The sequence below is a fragment of the Chitinimonas koreensis genome, assembly GCF_014353015.1.
In the GTDB taxonomy this organism is placed as follows: Bacteria; Pseudomonadota; Gammaproteobacteria; order Burkholderiales; family Chitinimonadaceae; genus Chitinimonas; species Chitinimonas koreensis.
The window spans coordinates 5,457,327-5,475,343 of the sequence record NZ_CP060704.1 but is presented as its reverse complement, the minus strand read 5'-3'; the positions used below and the strand labels follow the sequence as shown (position 1 = coordinate 5,475,343).

At 68.9% G+C, this 18,017-nt stretch carries 15 protein-coding genes; 5 read left to right on the top strand and 10 right to left on the bottom strand.

Annotation, left to right across the window (positions count from 1 at the left end; all coding sequences use genetic code 11):
* Window positions 1–111: 111 nt before the first annotated feature.
* Window positions 112–495, bottom strand: a complete 384-nt coding sequence (locus tag H9L41_RS23335) for a diacylglycerol kinase (RefSeq protein WP_028447417.1) — start codon at window positions 493–495, stop codon at window positions 112–114.
* 201 nt (window positions 496–696) lie between these two features.
* On the opposite strand from H9L41_RS23335, the gene H9L41_RS23330 reads away from it, so the two are divergent.
* Together H9L41_RS23330 and H9L41_RS23325 are read left to right on the top strand one after the other, a co-directional pair.
* On the top strand, window positions 697–996 hold the full coding sequence (locus H9L41_RS23330) for an Mpo1-like protein (protein ID WP_028447418.1): 300 nt from the start codon (window positions 697–699) through the stop codon (window positions 994–996).
* A complete protein-coding gene (locus H9L41_RS23325) occupies window positions 993–1,736 on the top strand; it encodes a substrate-binding periplasmic protein (protein ID WP_028447419.1) in 744 nt (247 codons plus the stop codon). The genes H9L41_RS23330 and H9L41_RS23325 overlap by 4 nt, the downstream gene beginning before the upstream one ends.
* Here H9L41_RS23325 and H9L41_RS23320 read toward each other — a convergent pair.
* Window positions 1,727–4,072 (bottom strand): DUF3141 domain-containing protein, encoded by a 2,346-nt coding sequence (locus tag H9L41_RS23320; protein ID WP_051319285.1) that lies wholly within the window; start codon window positions 4,070–4,072, stop codon window positions 1,727–1,729. The genes H9L41_RS23325 and H9L41_RS23320 overlap by 10 nt on opposite strands.
* 475 nt (window positions 4,073–4,547) lie before the next feature.
* On the opposite strand from H9L41_RS23320, the gene nfi reads away from it, so the two are divergent.
* The 3 genes from nfi to H9L41_RS23305 all read left to right on the top strand — a co-directional run bounded on the left by nfi (window position 4,548) and on the right by H9L41_RS23305 (window position 8,707).
* Window positions 4,548–5,273 carry a deoxyribonuclease V gene (gene nfi, locus H9L41_RS23315; RefSeq protein WP_084300518.1) on the top strand — a complete coding sequence of 242 codons (726 nt, stop codon included), beginning with the start codon at window positions 4,548–4,550 and terminating at the stop codon, window positions 5,271–5,273.
* Window positions 5,274–5,570: 297 nt separating this feature from the next.
* Complete coding sequence (locus H9L41_RS23310) at window positions 5,571–7,451, top strand: ricin-type beta-trefoil lectin domain protein (RefSeq protein WP_028447420.1); 1,881 nt, start codon at window positions 5,571–5,573, stop codon at window positions 7,449–7,451.
* 122 nt (window positions 7,452–7,573) lie between these two features.
* Window positions 7,574–8,707 (top strand): acyltransferase family protein, encoded by a 1,134-nt coding sequence (locus H9L41_RS23305; protein ID WP_034607728.1) that lies wholly within the window; start codon window positions 7,574–7,576, stop codon window positions 8,705–8,707.
* A 58-nt stretch (window positions 8,708–8,765) separates the two neighbouring features.
* Here the strand turns inward: H9L41_RS23305 and H9L41_RS23300 are convergent, their stop codons facing one another.
* From H9L41_RS23300 to H9L41_RS23265, 8 genes are all read right to left on the bottom strand, one after another.
* A complete protein-coding gene (locus H9L41_RS23300; protein ID WP_051319286.1) occupies window positions 8,766–10,670 on the bottom strand; it encodes a multicopper oxidase family protein in 1,905 nt (634 codons plus the stop codon).
* A 169-nt stretch (window positions 10,671–10,839) separates the two neighbouring features.
* Window positions 10,840–11,076, bottom strand: a complete 237-nt coding sequence (locus H9L41_RS23295; protein ID WP_157462090.1) for a glyoxalase superfamily protein — start codon at window positions 11,074–11,076, stop codon at window positions 10,840–10,842.
* 94 nt (window positions 11,077–11,170) lie between these two features.
* A complete protein-coding gene (locus H9L41_RS23290) occupies window positions 11,171–11,515 on the bottom strand; it encodes a DUF6678 family protein (RefSeq protein ID WP_245589242.1) in 345 nt (114 codons plus the stop codon).
* Between the two features lie 304 nt (window positions 11,516–11,819).
* Entirely contained in the window at window positions 11,820–12,305 is a 486-nt protein-coding gene (locus tag H9L41_RS23285) for a YegJ family protein (protein WP_028447421.1), read from the bottom strand.
* A 213-nt stretch (window positions 12,306–12,518) separates the two neighbouring features.
* Entirely contained in the window at window positions 12,519–14,873 is a 2,355-nt protein-coding gene (locus tag H9L41_RS23280; protein WP_028447422.1) for a hypothetical protein, read from the bottom strand.
* Window positions 14,874–15,049: 176 nt separating this feature from the next.
* Window positions 15,050–15,355: an addiction module antidote protein gene (locus H9L41_RS23275; protein WP_028447423.1), complete on the bottom strand. Its 306-nt coding sequence runs from the start codon at window positions 15,353–15,355 to the stop codon at window positions 15,050–15,052.
* 10 nt (window positions 15,356–15,365) lie between these two features.
* On the bottom strand, window positions 15,366–15,656 hold the full coding sequence (locus tag H9L41_RS23270) for a type II toxin-antitoxin system RelE/ParE family toxin (RefSeq protein ID WP_028447424.1): 291 nt from the start codon (window positions 15,654–15,656) through the stop codon (window positions 15,366–15,368).
* A gap of 112 nt (window positions 15,657–15,768) precedes the next feature.
* Entirely contained in the window at window positions 15,769–17,796 is a 2,028-nt protein-coding gene (locus H9L41_RS23265; protein WP_028447425.1) for an NADPH-dependent 2,4-dienoyl-CoA reductase, read from the bottom strand.
* Window positions 17,797–18,017: the final 221 nt, after the last annotated feature.

Here is an 18,017-nt window from a genome sequence, read left to right as displayed (position 1 = left end):
CAACCGCATGAAAGCAAGCGCTCGATCTTATGCGAAAGACCGAGTGTGGCAGGCACGCGTCGCCGCGGCGCGATGGCGGCGACGCCGTGGTTCGGCGTAGGGCGCCGCGCGCTAGTTGAGCAACACCACGCTCCAGATGATCGCCATGTTGAGCAGGCTGGCCAGCTGCGCCGCGCTGCCGAGGTCCTTGGCGCGCTTGGCCAGCAGGTGATGGTCGAGCGAGGTATGGTCGACCGCCGCCTCGATGGCCGAGTTCAGCAGCTCCACCACGATGCTGAGGATGTGGGCGAAGGCGATCAGCGCGCGGCCCCAGGCCGGCAGCGGTAGCCACAGCGCGAGGCCGATGCCGACGGCGGCCAGCAGGCACACCTGGCGGAAGGCCGACTCGTGGCGCCAGGCGGCGCGCAGGCCGTCGATCGAGTAGCCGGTGGCGTTGATCAGGCGGCGGATGCCGGTCTTGCCCTTGAACGGGCTTTCCGACGTGGGCTGTTCCATGGGGGCTCCTGCGGCGGTGGGTCGTCGGGCCGGACCGGCGGCCGGTTGGCCCGTACGGGCGTCGGCTGTCTTCGGACGGCGTATTCGTCGCCGCATGGAGCGGCGCGCCGCGATTAGACCAGCCTTTCCTTAATCTTCCATTAACATCAGGAAATAGATTCGATCCGGCCGGCGCGATGCCCGGCCGCTGGGAGCCCCGTCATGCGCTACCGCCGATTCCGCGATTTCTACCCCTACTACCTCGAAGAGCACCGCGACCGCACCTGCCGCCGGCTGCACTTCGCCGGCAGCCTGCTGGTGCTGGCGGTCCTGGCCGGCGCATTGCTCAGCGGCCGGCTGGTCTGGCTGTGGAGCCTGCCGCTGATCGGCTACGGCTTCGCCTGGATCGGCCATTTCGTGTTCGAGAAGAACCGGCCGGCCACCTTCCGCCATCCGTTCTACAGCCTGATGGGCGACTGGGTGATGTTCTGGCAGATGCTCACCGGGAAGATCCCGCTATGAGGGCCGCACGACCGATCTGCCTGTTGGCCGCGCTGGCGTGGTCGGCGCTGGGGATGGCGGCCAGGCTGGCGCCGCTGCGGGTGGCGGTCGGGCTGTCGCTGCCGCCCTACGTGATCCGCGAGCGCGGGGCCGGGCTCGAATACGAGCAGGTGGCCGAGGCGCTGCGGCGCGCCGGCTATGCGATGCAGCCGGTCTACGTCGCCTACGGCCAGATCGGCGCGGTGCTGGACAGCCGCCGCGTCGACGCCGCCATGACGCTGAACCCGGCCAGCGGCGTGGCGGCGCACTATTCGCGCCCGGTGGTCAGCTACACCGACTACGCGATCACGCTCAAGCGCCGCGCCATCGTGGTGAAGCGGCCGGACGACCTGCTCGGCTACTCGGTGCTGGCCTTCCAGAACGCGCGCGTCGAGCTCGGCCCGGCCTACGCCGAGATGGCCAGGCGCCATCAGCGCTACGGCGAGACCGGCCAGCAGGTGCTGCAGGTCAAGCTGCTGTATTCGGGCAAGGTCGACGTGGTGGTCAGCGACCGCATGATCTTCAACTACTACCGCGACTGGCTGGCCGCCGAGATGGACGTGGTCGAGCCGCTCGACTACCAGCAGCTGTTCCCGCCGATCGACTATTCGGTGGCCTTCCGCGACGCGCCGGTGCGCGACCGCTTCGACGCCGCGCTCGAGGCCATGCGCCGCGACGGCAGCCTCGAGCGCATCCGCGCGGCCTACCGGCGTTATTTCTGAGCCTTGGGCTTGCGCGTCGCCGTGGTCTTGGCCGGCGTGCCCGGCTGGGCCGCCTGCGCGGCCGGCACCGCCTGGCGCGTCGGCCGCGGGTTGCGGCGCGGCTCGGCGAGGGCGGCCAGTTCCTGCTTCACCGGCACCGGATCGGCGGCGGGTTCGGCGGCCAGGTCGAGGATCGCGCAGACCGCCTCGTAGCGCCGCTGGATCGCGCCCTGTACCGGGCCGGCCGCGTTCAGCAGCTGCAGCACGGTATCCATCAGCCGGCGCCGCTCGGGCGGCTCCGGCACCAGCTTGGGCAGGCCGGCCAGCGCGCGTTCCTCGTCCAGCATCAGCACGAAGGACTGGCGCTGCACCGATTCGCGGTACTCGGCCAGGCTGCCGGCCTCGATGCGGCGCTCGGCCACCATCTGGCGCAGCAGGTTGAACGGCCGCTCGTCGACCACGTGGTCCTCGCCGATGTAGGCCATGACCCGCACGAAGGCGTCGAGCGGCGTGCCGCGGTCGAAGTTGTCGAGCGCGGCCTTGATGTTGAGCCGCTCGAGCTGGGCGCGCAGCGAGGCCGGGCCGGCCTTGGCACGGCCCGGCGCCGGCGCCTGGCCGCCGCCGAACAGCGTGGCCAGCCAGGGCGAGCCGTAGACGTGCTTGAACAGCTGCTCGGAGGCGTGGTCGCGCTGGTCGCGGTAGTAGTCGAGGCCCTGCTCGACCAGCTTGGAGAAGTGCTTCTCCATCTGCACGAAGGCATTGTCGGCGGCGGCCGGCGCGCGCTGGGCGCGGGTCATCTCGGCCAGCGCCTGCACCGGCCACAGCCACGGGTTGAGGTCGGACAGCGCGTAGCGCTCGACCCGGGCCGGATGCAGCATGCGGGTGGTGAAGGCGGTCATCTCGTTGCTGCAGGCGCGCACCAGCGGCGAGGCCAGCTTGTCGTACAGCGCCTGGTTCACCTCGGCTACGCGGCGCACCAGCTCGAACGGGCGCTCGTCGTCGCGGCCGTCGTCGAGCGCCAGGATGTCGTCGACCTGGCGCGGTTCGAAGCGGATCAGGTAGCGGTCGCTGATCTGCTCGAGCCGGGGCGTATCGGGCTGGGTGTCCTCGATCTTGGCTTCGTAGAGGCCGGGCGGCAGGGTGTCGATCAGGTCGATCGCGCTGACCAGCTCGGCGTGCTCGCGGTTGGCCACGCCGGCCGAGACGAAGATGCCGAGGTGGCCGATCTTCTCGTGCAGGCAGTAGACGATGACCTGGCCGTGGGCGCGGATCTCGTCGACATCGGCGTACAGGTCGGGAATCCAGTTGAGCGCCTGCTGCGGCGGGGTGATGTTGTCGCCCCAGGAGGCGAACACGATGATCGGCGAGCGGATGTTGCGCAGGTCGACGCGGTACTCGCCGTCGGCGGTGGCGATCTCGCCGGCGGTCAGGCGGTTGCCGACGAACAGGTTCTGCACGATCCAGTCGATCTCTTCGCGGTTGAGCAGGAAGTGGCCGCCCCACCAGCGCTCGAAGCTGAGGAAGCGCTCGGCCTCGGTATCGACCTTGGCATACAGGTTGTAGGGCTTGCTCCAGTAGGTGTTGGCCGGGTCGAGCTGTTCGAAGTTGTGCACCAGCCAGGCGCCGTCGAAATGGCCGGCGCCGATGTCGCCGAGGAAGGAAGCCGGCCAGGTGCCGCCGGAGAGGCCGCCGTTGTAGCGCATCGGATTCTTGCCCTCGACGCCCGACCAGTAGGAGACCGGCGAGCCGGCCAGGAGCAGCGGGCCGACCAGCTGCGGCGCCACCGCGGCGATGATCATCAGCGCCCAGCCGCCCTGGCAGTTGCCGATCACCAGCGGCAGGCCGTCGCTCTCGGGGTGCAGCTCGAGCACGCGGCGCAGGAACTCGGCCTCGGCGCGCGCCACGCATTCGATGGTCTGGCCCTCGACCGGCTCGGGGAAGAACATCACGAAGTAGCACGGATGGCCGCCGCGCAGCGCCAGGCCGATCTCGCTGTCGATCTTGGAGCCGCCGATGCCGGGACCGTGGCCGGCGCGCGGGTCGACCACCACGATCGGCCGCTTCTTCGCGTCGGTCGTACAGCCCTCGGGCGGCACGATGCGCACCAGCGCGTAATTGGCCGGCCGCTCGAGCTCGCGGCCGTCGAGCACCATCTCGTAGTCGAACACCAGCACCGGCGGCTTGCCGGCGCGCGAATGCTCGAGGTAGAGGTTGCCGCGGCGGCGCAGCACGTCGAGGGTCAGCACCGTGCGCTGCCAGCTGTCGCGCCAGTAGTCGGCCGCGTCGCCGAGCAGGTTGGTATAGGGGCGGTAGGCATGGGACAGCAGCTCGGAGGCGGCGGGGAGGGCGGTGGTCATCGGGGAACCTCTCGGTGGGTACGATGGGCGGCGCCTCGGCCGGCTCGGTCCGGCTTTGGCCGAGCGGCGGGTCCACCCTGTTTTGTGCGATGCAACATGCTGAAATTAGGGGCGATGGACGTGCGCGTCAAGTCTGGGCGGGGGCCAGCCGCCGGGCGGTGCCGTGCGGCGGCCCTGCCGGGTTCGAACCGCTTCGGGGCGCCGGCGTTCCCCGGGCGGCGGCGGGCGCGCACTCGCTGTCGGCATGCGCCGATGACTTCGGGGCTCCGCAACCGCCGTCTTACCCGCCACCGTTCGAAGTCCATGCAGGAGCGGCTTTAGCCGCGAAAGGGCTCGCCGCGGCGCCGGGCAGGGTTGATAGCCGAAGCCGCAATTGTAGCCAGCCGGAGCCGACGAGGCGGCGACCGGGATATTTCCCGGCGTCCGCCGCTCCATCTCATGCCACCGCTTGGTGGCGCCCCGACCAGGACCCGCCATGCACGTCCCCAGCCTGCCCGACGATTACCGGATGAGCCTGCCCGAGGCCGCCGCGCTGCAGCGCCGGCTGGCCGCCGAGGTGCGGCTCGAGCCGCTGGCCGGCCCGGTCCGCTTCGTGGCCGGGGTCGACGTCTCGTCCGAATGGCACGGCTCCCTGCTGTCGGCCGCCGTGGTGGTGTTCGCCTACCCGTCGCTGACGCCGGTCGAGTCGGTGTTCGCCGAACACGAATCGGCCTTTCCCTACGTGCCGGGCTTCCTGTCCTTCCGCGAGATCCCGGCGCTGCTCAAGGCCTTCGCCCAGCTGCGGCAGGCGCCCGACGTGCTGTTCGTCGACGGCCAGGGCATCACCCATCCGCGCCGGCTCGGCATCGCCGCCCATCTCGGCGTGCTGCTCGACCTGCCCAGCGTCGGAGTGGCCAAGTCCAGCCTCTACGGCAGTTGGCAGGAGCCCGTGCGGCCCGGCGACGGCCAGCCCATCCTCGACCCCAGGAGCGGCGAGCTGCTCGGCACCGCCTTCAAGAGCAAGGCCCGCTCCAAGCCCATCCTGGTCTCGCCGGGCCACCGCATCACCCACGACGAGGCGCTGGCGCTGGTGCGCAGCATGCTGCAGGGCTACCGGCTGCCGATCACGACCCGCGCGGCGCACGATGCGGTGAATGCCTATCGGCGATCGCGCAAGGCGCCGGCGACGGGCGACAGCGGCAACCTGCTGGCGGAGGACTGAGGCGTCGCCCGCCCGATGCGCCGCTCCGGATGGGGCCGGCGCCGGGCTTGCCCTGTAGGAGCGGCTTCAGCCGCGATTGCCCGTTGGTGATTTGACGACCATTCGCGGCTGAAGCCGCTCCTACATGCTCGACTCATCGGCATGGCGTCTGGCCGGGAACAAGCCCCTTCGGCCGCTGCGCTGTTGCGTAGAAGCAAGCGCTCGATTTATTGGCAATCCCGGTTCGTCCGGCCGTCATGAAGATGTCCTAGTCTGCTCGCGCGTCACCCTATCCAAACAACATAAACGCGAGACGACATGAAGCATCCGACCCTGGCGGCCGCGGCCGTGGCCGCCCTGGCGCTGTGTGCGCCCGCGGCCCTGGCCGCCGATTCCACCTTCGCCCTGCGCGGCATCAACCAGCTGCAATACGACACGCCGCTGAACCGGGTGCAGATCCTCGGCGCCCACAACGCCTGGAACGACTCCTCGGCGCTGTGGGCCAACCAGCGGCTGCCGCTGGACCAGCTGCTGACCGGCGGCGTGCGCAACGTCGACCTCGACGTGCACCTCGACGGCGGCACGGTGAAGCTGTGCCATTCCAAGTGCGGCCAGATCTACAGCGCCGACGACGACTACCCGGCCGAGCTGCGCAAGATCGCCGACTGGCTGCGGCGCAACCCCAAGGACATCGTGCTGATCGACCTGGAAGACCGCGCCAACGATCAGGCCGGCGTGGTCGGCCCGCTGCAGCAGATCTTCGGCAGCCTGCTCTACCTGCCCGCCGACAAGCCGGCCGGCCGCTGGGAGACGCCGCGCGAGATGGTGGCGGGCGGCAAGCGGGTGATCGTGAAATCGGCCAACGCCGTCTACGACGGCCGCACGGTATGGGACGGCCGGCTGTTCGCCTACGGCGCTGACGGCGGCTGGAATTCGCGCCAGGTGAAGTTCGCCGATGCGAACGCCTGCACGCTGAACGGCCAGGCCATCGTGCCGGGCGGGCAGTTCTACACGGTGTCGGACAGCAAGCTGGCCAAGGAGGTGCTGCCCGACGCCTGGGTCGACGAGACCGGCACGATCGACGCCGGCAACATCCCGGGCCTGCTGGCTTGCGGCATCAACATCGTCGACGCCGACCGCTGGGACGACGGCCTGTTCCGCGCCGCGGTATGGAACTGGGCCGACGGCGAGCCCAACAACGCCGGCAATGCCGAGCACTGCGCCCAGGCGCGCGGCGACGGCCGCTGGAACGACCTCGGCTGCGGCGCCGGCCTGCGCTATGCCTGCCGCAGCGAGGCCAACGCCGACGACTGGCGGGTGACCGTGGCGCGCGGCGCCTGGCAGGACGGCGCCGCGCGCTGCGCCGCCGAATTCCCCGGCTTCCGCTTCGCCGTGCCGGCCACGCCATGGCAGAACCGCAAGCTGCGCGCCGCGCTCGGCGGCGGCGAAGCCTGGCTGGCGTATTCGGACCAGGCGCGCGAAGGCGAGTGGCAGGACTACGCCTACCGCGCGGCCGAATGGCGCGCCGATGCCGCGCCGCAGCGCTACGGCTCGCTGCAGTTGCCGGGCGCCACGGCGGTGAAGGTGAAAGTGCAGGGCAGCGTGACGCTGGCCGCCGACGGCCTGCGCATCTACGACAGCGCGCGCACCCTGCGTGCCACGCTCGGCGGCTACATCGGCCTGCGCGAGTTCACGATCGAGGACGGCGGCGTGATCGTCGAATACCTCGGCGCCGGCGTGGCCGCGCCGAACTACCTGACGGTGACGATCGAGCCGGCCGCGGCCGCGCCGCAGCCGCCGGCCTGGCGCAAGCTGGCCAACGGCAAGGGCAAGTGCCTGGACCTCGAGGACCGCGCCACCGGCAACGGCACGCGCATCCACCACTGGTCCTGCCACGGCGCCGACAGCCAGCTGTGGTGGTACGACGAGCAGGGCCGCCTGCACCCGAAGGCCGCGCCGGGCAAGTGCGCCGACGCCAGCGGCGCCGGCACCGCCAAGGGCACGCCGATCGTGCTGTGGGACTGCAACGGCGGCGCCAACCAGCGCTGGCTGCGCGGGGCGAACGCCTCGTTCCGGGTGTCCAACGCGCCGGACAAGGCGCTGGACATCAAGGACAGCGCCTGGGGCGCGTTCGACGGGCAGGATGCGCACCTGTGGGATGCGCACGGCGGGTGGTCGCAGCAGTGGAACTGGCAGTAGCGGGCCGGGGAAGGCCGGCTGCGGGCCATCCCGCCTGGGCGGGGCCGGCTCGTCGCCGGCCTTGTGGCGGCCTGCGGGCCGCGCGATGATGCCGGCCCCTCGATCCCGCCCGTAGGAAGACGATGACGCAGCGCAACGCCCGCATCGACCTGCTGCGCGGCATCGCCATCCTGGCGGTGCTGCTGCTGCACTTCAACCTGAGCTACCGGCTGAACGCCAGCCCGCTGGCCGCCTGGCTGCCGGCCGGTCTGCTCGACGCGCTGCTGTGGAACGGCAACTACGGCGTCACCATGTTCTTCGCGATTTCCGGCTTCCTGATCACCGACCATGCGCTGCGCCGCTGGGGCAGCCCGGCCGCGGTCGCACCGGGCGCCTTCTACCTGCGGCGCGCGGCGCGCATCCTGCCGCCGCTGCTGCTGGCGCTGGTCCTGATCGTGGCGCTGGCCTGCGCCGGCCTGCCTTCCTTCGGCAACGGCGACGGCGGGTCCGGCCTGCCGCTGGGCTACTTCTGGGTGGCGATCCCGTCGGTGCTGACCTTCTGGCACAACCTGCTGATGCAGGACGCCGGCTATTTCAACTACGCGCTGAACGTGTACTGGTCGCTGTCGGTGGAGGAGATGTTCTACCTCGGCTTCCCGCTGGCCTGCCTGCTGCTGCGCCGGCGCCGCTGGCTGCTGGCGGCCTGCCTGGTGCTGGTGGCGGTCGGCCCGTGGTACCGCGCCCGCCATGCCGACAACGAGATCTTCTACATGTACGGCTACTGGGCCTGCTTCGACGCCATCGCGCTGGGCATCGCGGCGGCCGTGCTGGCGCCGGCGCTACGGCTGCCGGCCTCGGCAGGCCGGGCGCTGCAATGGGCCGCGGCCGGGCTGATCGGCTTCAGCTTCTGGCGCGGCATCGGCGGCCACGAGGTGTGGGGCTTCAGCCAGGTGGCGGCCGGCACGGCGGTGCTGCTGCTGTTCGCACCGGCCGACGGCCCGGCCGGCCGCTGGCTCGGCAGCCTGCCGGCCCGCGGCTTGCGCTGGATGGGCCGGCACAGCTACGAGCTCTACCTGTTCCATATCGTGGTGCTGGGCGTACTGCGCGATTACTTGCCGCGGGCGGCGGTGGCGCCGGAGATCAAGTTGGTGCTGCTGCTGGGTTATCTGGCGGTTTCGCTGCTGGTGGCGGGTTTGGTGGCGCGAGGGTTTGCGGAGCCGGCTAATCGGTGGTTGCGGCGGCGGGTGGGTGGGGCTGCGGCGGTGCAGCTGGCCTGAGATCAATCGGCGGCGAGCCCGGTGTGCACCGCCGCCGGGCTCGAGCGTTCGATGCCGGTTACTTCACGAGCTCCACCAACTCCATCATCCCATTGTCCTCGTGCCCCACATTGTGGCAATGCATGACCATCGGCCCGGTGAAGTCGACAGCCCGGCTCAGGAACTGCAGCACTTCGCCGTAATTGTTGCTGATGCTGCCGCTGCTGGAGGTATTGGTCAGCCCGCCCGGGAAGGTGCAGTTCGAGCCGTTCTGCTCGGCCGTCGGCGCGCAGTTGATCAGCGCCGTGTCGCGCCAGACCGGGAACGCATAGTCGACCGTGCCGCGCTTCACGATCTGGAACGGGTTGATGTGGATGTGGAACATGTGGGTGTCGGCCGCGCTCTGCACGCCCCACAGGTCCATCTGGTCCAGCTTGAGCTTGCGCTGCACGCGCTGGGCGTTGAACGGCCGGCCGTTGATGACCGAGGCGCCGCCGATGCCCGAGGCGTAAGTGCTGCTGGTGAAGCCGTAGACCACGCCCTGGGTCGGGCCGGCCGGCACGTCGCGGGCGCCGGCCAGCATCTTGGGCACGCGCAGCGTGTTCAGCTCGGCCTGGGTCGGCACCGCGGTGTTCACCGTCGCGCCGCCGCTCGGCTGCACCACGTTCACGTAGAGCACCAGCTGGGTCTCCGGGATCGGCTGGGTGGCCGGCTGGCACAGGCCGCCGATGGCGGGCGGATTGGCCGGGTCCGGTTGCAGCAGCGCGTACTGGCCCGGCTGGGTCGGCGCCTGCACCATCAGGTCCAGCCGCTGGCCGGCGGCCAGGAACAGCAATTCGTTGTTGACCACGCCGGTGGAGGCGGCCGGCGTGCCCGGCGTCAGGATCGGGACCGGCGCGCCGACCACGAAGGGCAGGGCGCCGGCGGCGAGGCTGGCCGCCGGCTGCTGGATCGGCACGCCGTCGGCGGCCAGCGCGTAGAGCGTCGGCGCCGCCGCGGCCTGCTGGCCGACCGGCACCAGGCACATCGGCTGGACGTTGCCGACCGTGGCGTTGACCACCCGCCACAGCTGCGCCTCGCCCGGCGCCATGGTGATGGTGGCGTCGTACTGGCCGTTGACCGCGAGCTTGGCGTTGATGTTGCCGGTGTTGGCCGCCGGCGTGCTGCCGCCGGGGTAGACGCACAGCGGCGGATTGCCGGGGCCGTAGGACGACAGGCAGTTCACCGCATAGGCAGGATCGGCCGTGCTGCTGCTGGTGGCGGCGTAAGTGATCTCCTGCAGCACCAGCACCTTCTCGCCGCCGGCCGCCTTGGCGGCCTTCACCGCCGGCAGGCTGTCGATGCCGTGCTTGTCGTCCTCGATGATGAAGGCGCCGGCCATGCCGCTGCCCAGGTGCAGCGACACCGCGCCGTGCTTGTGCGGGTGGTACCAGTAGGTGCCGGCCGGATGGTTCCTCGGAATCTTGTACTCGTAGTCGAAGGTGCCCTTCACGCACAGGTGCGGGTGGTCGACGTCGTGATGGGTACTGTGCTTGCAGGCCTCCATGCCGGCCGAAGGCGTGTCCTGCGGCAGCAGGTTGACCAGTACGTTGTCGCTGTGGCCCCTGGGGCTCACGTGCAGGCCGTGGGCATGCAGGTTGATCACGTCGAAACCGTGCGGCACGGTGTCGCTCATGTAGGCGTCGCCCTGCGAGACCGAGTACCGCAGCGCGTTGACGTAGCGGATCTTCACCTTCTCGCCCGGCCTGGCGCGCACGGTGGGGCCGACCAGCAGCGTCTCGCCGGCCGGCACGTAGCTGCGGGTGGCGATGGCCGACGGGCCGTTGACGATGCCGTAGCTGCCGCTGGTTGCGGTCAGGTGGCGCCAGCCGTGCTTGTCGGGCTGCATGGTCGGCGGCATCTGCAGTTCGGCGGCGTGGAGCGTGGAGGCGGCGCCGAGGCAGAGCGCGAGGGCGGAGAGGGTGGGTTTGAGCGTCCGCTGCATAGTTGTTGTGCTCCCTGATGGTTTATTCGAATCGTAGGTGTGGGCGGGGCGGGCCGACGGATTATCGCGGAGCACCGTTGGGCCGGGTCGTGCCCCGCGCATGCAGGCCGCCATCGGGCTTCGCTTCACGTGGAGCACGGTAACAGCCGAGGCTGCTCGCAGCCATGGATCAAGATAGGTAGCGGGTTAGCGCCTTGCCAGGGCGAGAAGTAACAGCTGGGGGCGGGAAGCGACGGATGGTGCGCGCGCGGTCTGCCGAGGCGGCGTGCAGTGTTGACCGTAGGAACGCGCTGGCCTCAGGGGCGCAGCGGTGCTCCCAGTCGATGGCGAAGCCGAGGCCTTCGATGTAAAAGGCCAGGTTGCGCGCAGCCTCGGTCATGCGGAGCTGCGGGATGACGGTTTGCATCGATGTCGGCGCCAGGCCGGGAAATAGGTGCGGAGGAAACCGTCCCGATGACCGGGATCGTGGCGGAGACGTCGAGTCCGGTTCGATCCGGATTTCAGGCTTGATCCCGCTCAGGATCGGCTGGCGGAAAGTCCTCGAAGGTCTTGGGGAGATAGCCCCAGATCCTGGCAATGTCGCCTTTGGCCTCGAATTCGAAACCAAGCTCGGTCAGCTTGCCCAGGATGGCCGCGGAATGATCGATCCGCTGCGGCGGCAGCAGGCGGCCTTCCTGCCGATACTCATGCGGGCCGATGTCGAACCATTCGACGCCGACGAAGGGAAACGGCAGGTGATGGAACCACTCGGTGTCCCATCCCGAGATATGGCCGTTCAGCCATTTCCAGCGATACGAAGGACACCAGTTCGTCTGGGCGCGGAATGGTCGATCAGGGCATCCCATTTCGTGTCGTTCGCCAGCGCGGCCGAATAGCGCCGGTGGGCTTGCATGGCGATCGTTTCCCGGTCTATGCCTTGCGAAGCCATGGCGGCGGTTGGTAGCGATTTCATATCGTCTGCATATTCGATTGGACATTGCCTTGCCGCGGCACCGTCAGCATCGGTCCGGCATGCAGGCTGGGCCGAATGAGTTGATGCCCAATGGTCACCGCAGCACTACGGTTGGTCATGCAATCGAATCAATTCGATACGACAGGCGGAGGACGCGTGTTTCACCATCTGCTATTGCCGTCCGATTGGGTGAAGATTCATTGATCCCTGCATTCGAAACCGTGGTCCTTCTTATAGCGCGCGACTTCATCCGCAGGCATTTTCTTGAACAGCACGCAAACTGTGTAGCTGCCGATCTGTTTGCCATTTTTTTCATAACCCCAATCGGTGATCTGATCCCGGGTGAACGGATAGACCTTGCCGAGTTCGACCGAGGTCACCACCGATGGCTCGTTGGCGACGACGCCGGCGAAGCGATCGGCGTATCGCTTGAAGGGCGTCACCCAGAAATGTTCCGTACCGTTCCGGTCGCGGAACATGACCTTGACCTTGAATCCCGAACTGCCGGCGGGCGGGTGATCGGCCAGTTTCAGGAAATCGTCCAGCGTCGATCGGGCTTTGGCGATGGCGCTGTTCATATCCCGGTCGGTTTGATCGATGCGGATCGGTCGATCTTCCACTTTCTCGTCGGCTGCATGGCAAGAAATCGAAAGTGCAAGCACAAGGATCAGTGGCCGAATCATGAAATTTCCTGGCGTTTATTTTAAAGATGCCCGCCGCATATGCTGAGCGTCGCTGCGTTCGATTCAAGTTGCCAAACTGGAATGCGCAATAAGAACTGGCTGTGATGCTACCTGCTTCCCGGCTCGGCGGCGGGTGCTGGTTGGATATTCGAGCGGGAGTAGGGGGGCGAGCTCGAGCGGGCAGCCCCAGCCGACCGGAGCCGCCCGCCTATTTCAGCTCAGCGAGGTGACCTGGAACGTGATCCCGCTCGGAATCGCCGTCCCGTAATTGATGTTGGTCGAGAAACTACCCTGGTCGTCGAACGGATAGCCATACACCAGCCCATTGAGGCTGATCCCGGCCGTGCTGTCCGCGCTCAGGTTCTGGTGCAGGAAGGCCGCGAACAGGTTGGACGGCACGTAGTCCGCGCCCGATGCATCGTTCCAGTCCGGGTAGAAGCGATACGGTGCGCCGTTGGTTGGCTGGGTGACCGCCACGTTGGCGTCGGTGAAGCCGGTCGCCTGCGACGTCGTGGTATTGGCGACCGTGCCGACCAGCTCGATGGTGCCGGTGCCGGCCTGGCGGTAGACGTTGGCCTGCTGGTAGAGCGCGGCGGGCTGCGGCAGCCAGCTCAGGACGACCGTCGACGGCCCGGTGAGCGCGATCGTCTGCGGCCACGACAGCGCGGTCTCGCTGCCGTCGTTCAGCGTGGCCGAGAGGTGGTAGGTGTAGCTGCCGGTCGGGATGGCGCCGGCCTGCGCGGCGGATGCGGGTGCGGCCGAGAAGCCGATCGGGCAGGTGTACTGCTGCGGCCCGAGCGCGAAGCCGTAGCCGGTGGCGACGCCGCGGTTGAGCGCCGAGACGATCACGTTCTGCAGATTGGTCAGCGCATTGGCCGCCAGCACGGCATTGGCGCCGCCGGCCTGCTGGGCGATCGCGTCCGGGGCGTTCGGCGTGGCGAAGGTGCCGGCGCAGCCGAACACCATCTGGCTCGGGCCGTTGACCGCGTTGTTCAGCCAGTCCGGCGCCGGCGGCGGGGTGTAGATCGTGCCGTCGGGCAGCGTCATCGAGCCGAGGCCGGTGTTGCCGGCGAAGTAGGGGAAATACAGGTTCACCACGGCGCCCTGGTATTCGCCCTGGCTGAGGCCGGACTGGCCCTTCAGGTCGGTGCTCGCCCAGTCGTCCGGGTCGTAGGCGTTGCCGACCAGTTGCAGCACCTTGTAGGTCTGCGTGCCGTCGCCCCACTGCCAGGTCGCGGCGATCGACTGCGCCGTGCCGGTCTCGTCGATGTATTGCTGGCTGCTGATCGCCTGGCCCTGCTGCGGCACGACGTCGAGCACGGTGCCGGTCCATAGGGTGCCGCCGGAACCGCCGCCCTGGTTGTACTGGTAGAGCGCGAAGGTATTCGTCGCGTAGTGGGTGAAGAACGCCTGCAGCGGCTGGTCGAACCAGGTCGACAGCGCGCTGAAGCCGTAGGACGAGGTCTTGGGCGCCTGGCTGCCGATGCGGGTGCTGCTGTCGAGGTAGACGTAGCCGGTCTGTGCGTTCCAGTCGGCGATGCTCAGGCTGGCCAGCAGGCCGTAGCCGTCGCTCGGCGCGCTCGGCGGCGTGGTGCCGGCGTCGGCGGCGGGGCCGGAGGCGCGGTAGAGGTTGAGCCCGGTGGCGCTCGGATTGGTCGGCACGTAGGCGACCGGGGTGCCGCCGCTCTGCCAGCCGATGGCGATGCTGGCCGCCTGCGGCTGGCCGGTGCTGCTCAGCAGGAAGCCGCCGAAGAGGCCGCCGGCGTTCGGCGCGGTCTCGCCCGAGGGCGAGGTTTCCGACACCAGGTAGAAGTAGGTGCTGTCGGCGAACGGCTCGGTCGAGGACGGCGCGCCGGTCGGCGCCAGGTAGCTCGGCGCCAGCGGCGGCATGATGGCCTGCAGCACGTCCTGCGGCGCCAGCAGGCGCAGCTGGGTCGCGGTGCCGCCGACGTTTTCCTGGCCGTAGACCACGCATTCGTTGAAGGCGTGGCCGGCCGGGAAGGCGGTGGCGAACCGGCTGAACACGGTCTGCTGCGCGACCGAGCTGCCGACCTCGGTCAGCGGGAAGGGCGCGCTGCTGCTGGTCACGGTGTAGGTGAAGCCGAGCTGGTCGACGTTGGAGATGTCGATGTCCAGCGTCGGCGTGCTGCTGCCCGCGGCCGGCAGGTAGCTGAATTCGAACAGGCTGTAGAGGTCGGCCGGATTGGTCGAGGTGGTCGGCGAGGCCGGCACGCCGGACGAGACCGGGACGCCGCTGGAGCCGCCGATGAACATCGCCACCACGCCCGACTGGATGTACTGGCTGGCCGCCAGCGTCACCGCGTAGCTGGCGCCATCCGGGTAGCCGCCCGCTTGGGTCGGCGTGGCGTCGATCAGCGGCGTGGTGTCCTGGCCGCTGTCGGTGTCGGCGAAGGCGACGTAGGCGCCGGTCGTGGCGTCCCAGTAGAGCCAGCCGAGGCTGTCCGGGTCCTGGCCGTAGATGGCGAGCTGAAAGCCCAGCTTGGCGACGTCGGCGGGGATGTCGAAGGTCCAGCTGGGGAAGGTCGGGGTCGGCGCGGGTGTGGTCATGGCGGCGGGCTTTCGGGTGGGCGCGACGGCGGATGCCGTCGTGCCTGGAGGTATCGGCAGATGGTGAGAAAACCGGACGGCGGGCGGTGCCGAATGAGGGTTAAACCAGGTAACCGGGCTGCGGCTGGACCGGACGAGAGGATTGATCGCAGGTCTTCTACGAAGGATCGGACGCCCTATCCCGGTAGCTTCGCCGGTGCGGGGGTAGCGTGCAGCCGCAGGCCGAGCACGGAGACGACCTTCAGGATCGTCGCCAGCTCCGGGTTGCCGTTGGGCGAAAGCGCCTTGTACAGGCTTTCGCGGCTCAGACCGGCCTCGCGCGCGATGCGGGTCATGCCCTTGGCGCGGGCGATATCGCCCAAGGCGGCGGTGACCAGGGCCGGGTCGCCGTCTTCGAGGGCGGCCTCGAGATAGGCCGCCATATCTTCTTCGCTATCGAGGTGTTCCGCCGGGTCCCAGGCGCGGGTTGCAGTGTCTGCCATGCGAGTCTCCTCAGATCGAACGGGCCAGTTCGAGCGCGTTCCGGATGTCCTGTTCCTGCGTGGACTTGCCGCCGCCGGCCAGCAGGACGACGAGCGTGTCGCCGCGCCGGACGAAGTAGATGCGATAGCCCGGCCCACGGTCGATGCGAAGCTCGGATACGCCGCCGCCTACGGGTTTGACGTCGCCGGGGTTGTCGAGCGACAGGCGGCGGATGCGGATGTCGATCCGGGCGCGTGCCGTGCGATCCCGCAGTCCTGCGAACCAGTGGGCGTAACCGTCCGTTTGACGTATCTCGACCATGCAAGTTGTGTAGCACATGGGCTACGGTTTGGATAGCCGATGCCCAATGCGAAACGCGGGCCGAAGCCCGCGTTCCATGGTCGATCCGCTGCCGGAAGAACCGGCCGCAGCGTCAGATCACCGCCGCCAGCCGCGATCCCTGGTTGATCGCCCGCTTGGCGTCGAGCTCCGCCGCCACGTCGGCGCCGCCGATCAGGTGCACCGGCTTGCCGGCTGCCTTCAGCGCCGCTTCCAGCTCGCGCAGCGGCTCCTGGCCGGCGCAGACGATCACGTTGTCGACCGGCAGCAGGGCCGGCTTGCCCTTGATGCTGACGTGCAGGCCGGCGTCGTCGATCAGCTCGTACTGCACCGACGACAGCATCTCCACCTGCTTCATCTTCAGGCTCTGGCGATGGATCCAGCCAGTGGTCTTGCCCAGGCCGTCGCCGACCTTGCTGCTCTTGCGCTGCAGCAGCCACACCTGGCGCGGCGAGCCGTGCGGCTGCGGGCCCTGCGGCGCCAGGCCGCCCTTCTCGGTCAGCGTCTTGTCGATGCCCCATTCCTTGAGGAAGCCGTCGACGTCGAGGCTGGTCGGCACGCCCTCGGTGGTCAGGTATTCGGCGGTGTCGAAGCCGATGCCGCCGGCGCCGATGATGGCCACGCGCTGGCCGACCGGCTTCTTGTGCTTGAGCACGTCGAGGTAGTTCATCACCTTGGGATGGTCGATGCCGGGGATGTCGACCCGGCGCGGGGCGATGCCGGTGGCCAGGATCACTTCGTCGAAATCCTCCAGCTCGGCCGCCACCGCGCGGTGGTTGAGCCGCACCTTGACGCCGGTCTGGTCGAGCCGGCGCTTGAAGTAGCGCAGCGTCTCGTGGAATTCCTCCTTGCCCGGGATCTGCTTGGCGACGTTGAACTGGCCGCCGATCTCGCCGGACGCCTCGTACAGCGTCACGCTGTGGCCGCGCTCGGCGGCGACCGAGGCGAAGGCCATGCCGGCCGGGCCGGCGCCGATCACCGCCAGCCGCTTCTTCTGCGCCGTGGGCGTGTAGTTGAGCTCGGTCTCGTGGCAGGCGCGCGGGTTGACCAGGCAGCTGGTCATCTTGGCCTGGAAGATATGGTCGAGGCAGGCCTGGTTGCAGCCGATGCAGGTGTTGATGTCGAGCGCGCGGTCCTCCTCGGCCTTCTTCACCCAGTCGCTGTCGGCCAGGAAGGGCCGCGCCATCGAGATCATGTCGGCGTCGCCGCGGGCCAGCACTTCCTCGGCCACGTCGGGCATGTTGATGCGGTTGGTGGTGACCAGCGGGATGCCGACCTTGCCCTTGAGCTTGCGGGTCACCCAGGTGAAGCCGGCGCGCGGCACCATGGTGGCGATGGTCGGGATGCGCGCCTCGTGCCAGCCGATGCCGGTGTTGATGATGGTGGCGCCGGCCGCCTCGACCGCCTGCGCCAGCTCGATGGTCTCGTCGAGCACCGAGCCGTTGTCGACCAGGTCGAGCATCGACAGCCGGTAGATGATGATGAAGTCGGTGCCGACCGCTTCGCGCACCGCCTTCACCGATTCGATCGGGAACCGGATGCGGTTCTGGTAGCTGCCGCCCCAGCGGTCGGTGCGCTTGTTGGTCTTCTCGGCGATGAACTGGTTGATCAGGTAGCCCTCGCTGCCCATCACCTCGACGCCGTCGTAGCCGGCTTCCTTGGCCAGCACCGCGCAGCGGGCGAAGTCGGCGATGGTGGCCAGGATCTGCTCCTCGCTCATCTCGATCGGCTCGTAGAAGGCGATCGGCGAGATGATCGGCGACGGCGCGACCGGCTTGGGCTGGAAGCTGTAGCGGCCGGTATGCAGCACCTGCAGGCAGATCTTGCCGCCGGCGGCGTGCACCGCGTCGGTGACGATGCGGTGGTGCGCCACCTCGGCGGCATCGTGCAGCATGGCGCCGCCCTCGTAGACGCGGCCGGCCTCGTTCGGCGCCACGCCGCCGGTCACGATCAGGCCGACGCCGCCGGCGGCGCGCTCGGCGTAGAAGGCGGCCATGCGCTCGAAGCCGTTGGGCGATTCCTCGAGGCCGGTGTGCATCGAGCCCATCAGCACGCGGTTCTTGAGCGTGGTGAAGCCGAGGTCGAGCGGGGCGAGCAGGTTGGGGTAGCGCGGATGCGGCATGAAGAACTCTCCAGGACGGGGATGGTTGCACCGGGACGTGGCCGGCGGGTGTTTTCGGTCGTTCAGATCAGTTCAGATCAAGTTAGCCCAGCGCCGCGCGGGCGGCTGGCCGGGGGGCTTTCGTAGGTCGGAATTCATGCCGACTTACCGGCTGGCAACCGGCGTAGGTCGGGATTCATTCCCGACCGCGATATCGATTCAGGGCGCTGTCGGGAGTAAAT

Coding starts and splice junctions, on each gene's coding strand:
- H9L41_RS23335 (WP_028447417.1), bottom strand. CDS start 495: ATGGAACAGCCCACGTCGGAAAGCCCGTTCAAGGGCAAGACCGGCATC.
- H9L41_RS23330 (WP_028447418.1), top strand. CDS start 697: ATGCGCTACCGCCGATTCCGCGATTTCTACCCCTACTACCTCGAAGAG.
- H9L41_RS23325 (WP_028447419.1), top strand. CDS start 993: ATGAGGGCCGCACGACCGATCTGCCTGTTGGCCGCGCTGGCGTGGTCG.
- H9L41_RS23320 (WP_051319285.1), bottom strand. CDS start 4,072: ATGACCACCGCCCTCCCCGCCGCCTCCGAGCTGCTGTCCCATGCCTAC.
- nfi (WP_084300518.1), top strand. CDS start 4,548: ATGCACGTCCCCAGCCTGCCCGACGATTACCGGATGAGCCTGCCCGAG.
- H9L41_RS23310 (WP_028447420.1), top strand. CDS start 5,571: ATGAAGCATCCGACCCTGGCGGCCGCGGCCGTGGCCGCCCTGGCGCTG.
- H9L41_RS23305 (WP_034607728.1), top strand. CDS start 7,574: ATGACGCAGCGCAACGCCCGCATCGACCTGCTGCGCGGCATCGCCATC.
- H9L41_RS23300 (WP_051319286.1), bottom strand. CDS start 10,670: ATGCAGCGGACGCTCAAACCCACCCTCTCCGCCCTCGCGCTCTGCCTC.
- H9L41_RS23295 (WP_157462090.1), bottom strand. CDS start 11,076: ATGCAAACCGTCATCCCGCAGCTCCGCATGACCGAGGCTGCGCGCAAC.
- H9L41_RS23290 (WP_245589242.1), bottom strand. CDS start 11,515: ATGGGATGCCCTGATCGACCATTCCGCGCCCAGACGAACTGGTGTCCT.
- H9L41_RS23285 (WP_028447421.1), bottom strand. CDS start 12,305: ATGATTCGGCCACTGATCCTTGTGCTTGCACTTTCGATTTCTTGCCAT.
- H9L41_RS23280 (WP_028447422.1), bottom strand. CDS start 14,873: ATGACCACACCCGCGCCGACCCCGACCTTCCCCAGCTGGACCTTCGAC.
- H9L41_RS23275 (WP_028447423.1), bottom strand. CDS start 15,355: ATGGCAGACACTGCAACCCGCGCCTGGGACCCGGCGGAACACCTCGAT.
- H9L41_RS23270 (WP_028447424.1), bottom strand. CDS start 15,656: ATGGTCGAGATACGTCAAACGGACGGTTACGCCCACTGGTTCGCAGGA.
- H9L41_RS23265 (WP_028447425.1), bottom strand. CDS start 17,796: ATGCCGCATCCGCGCTACCCCAACCTGCTCGCCCCGCTCGACCTCGGC.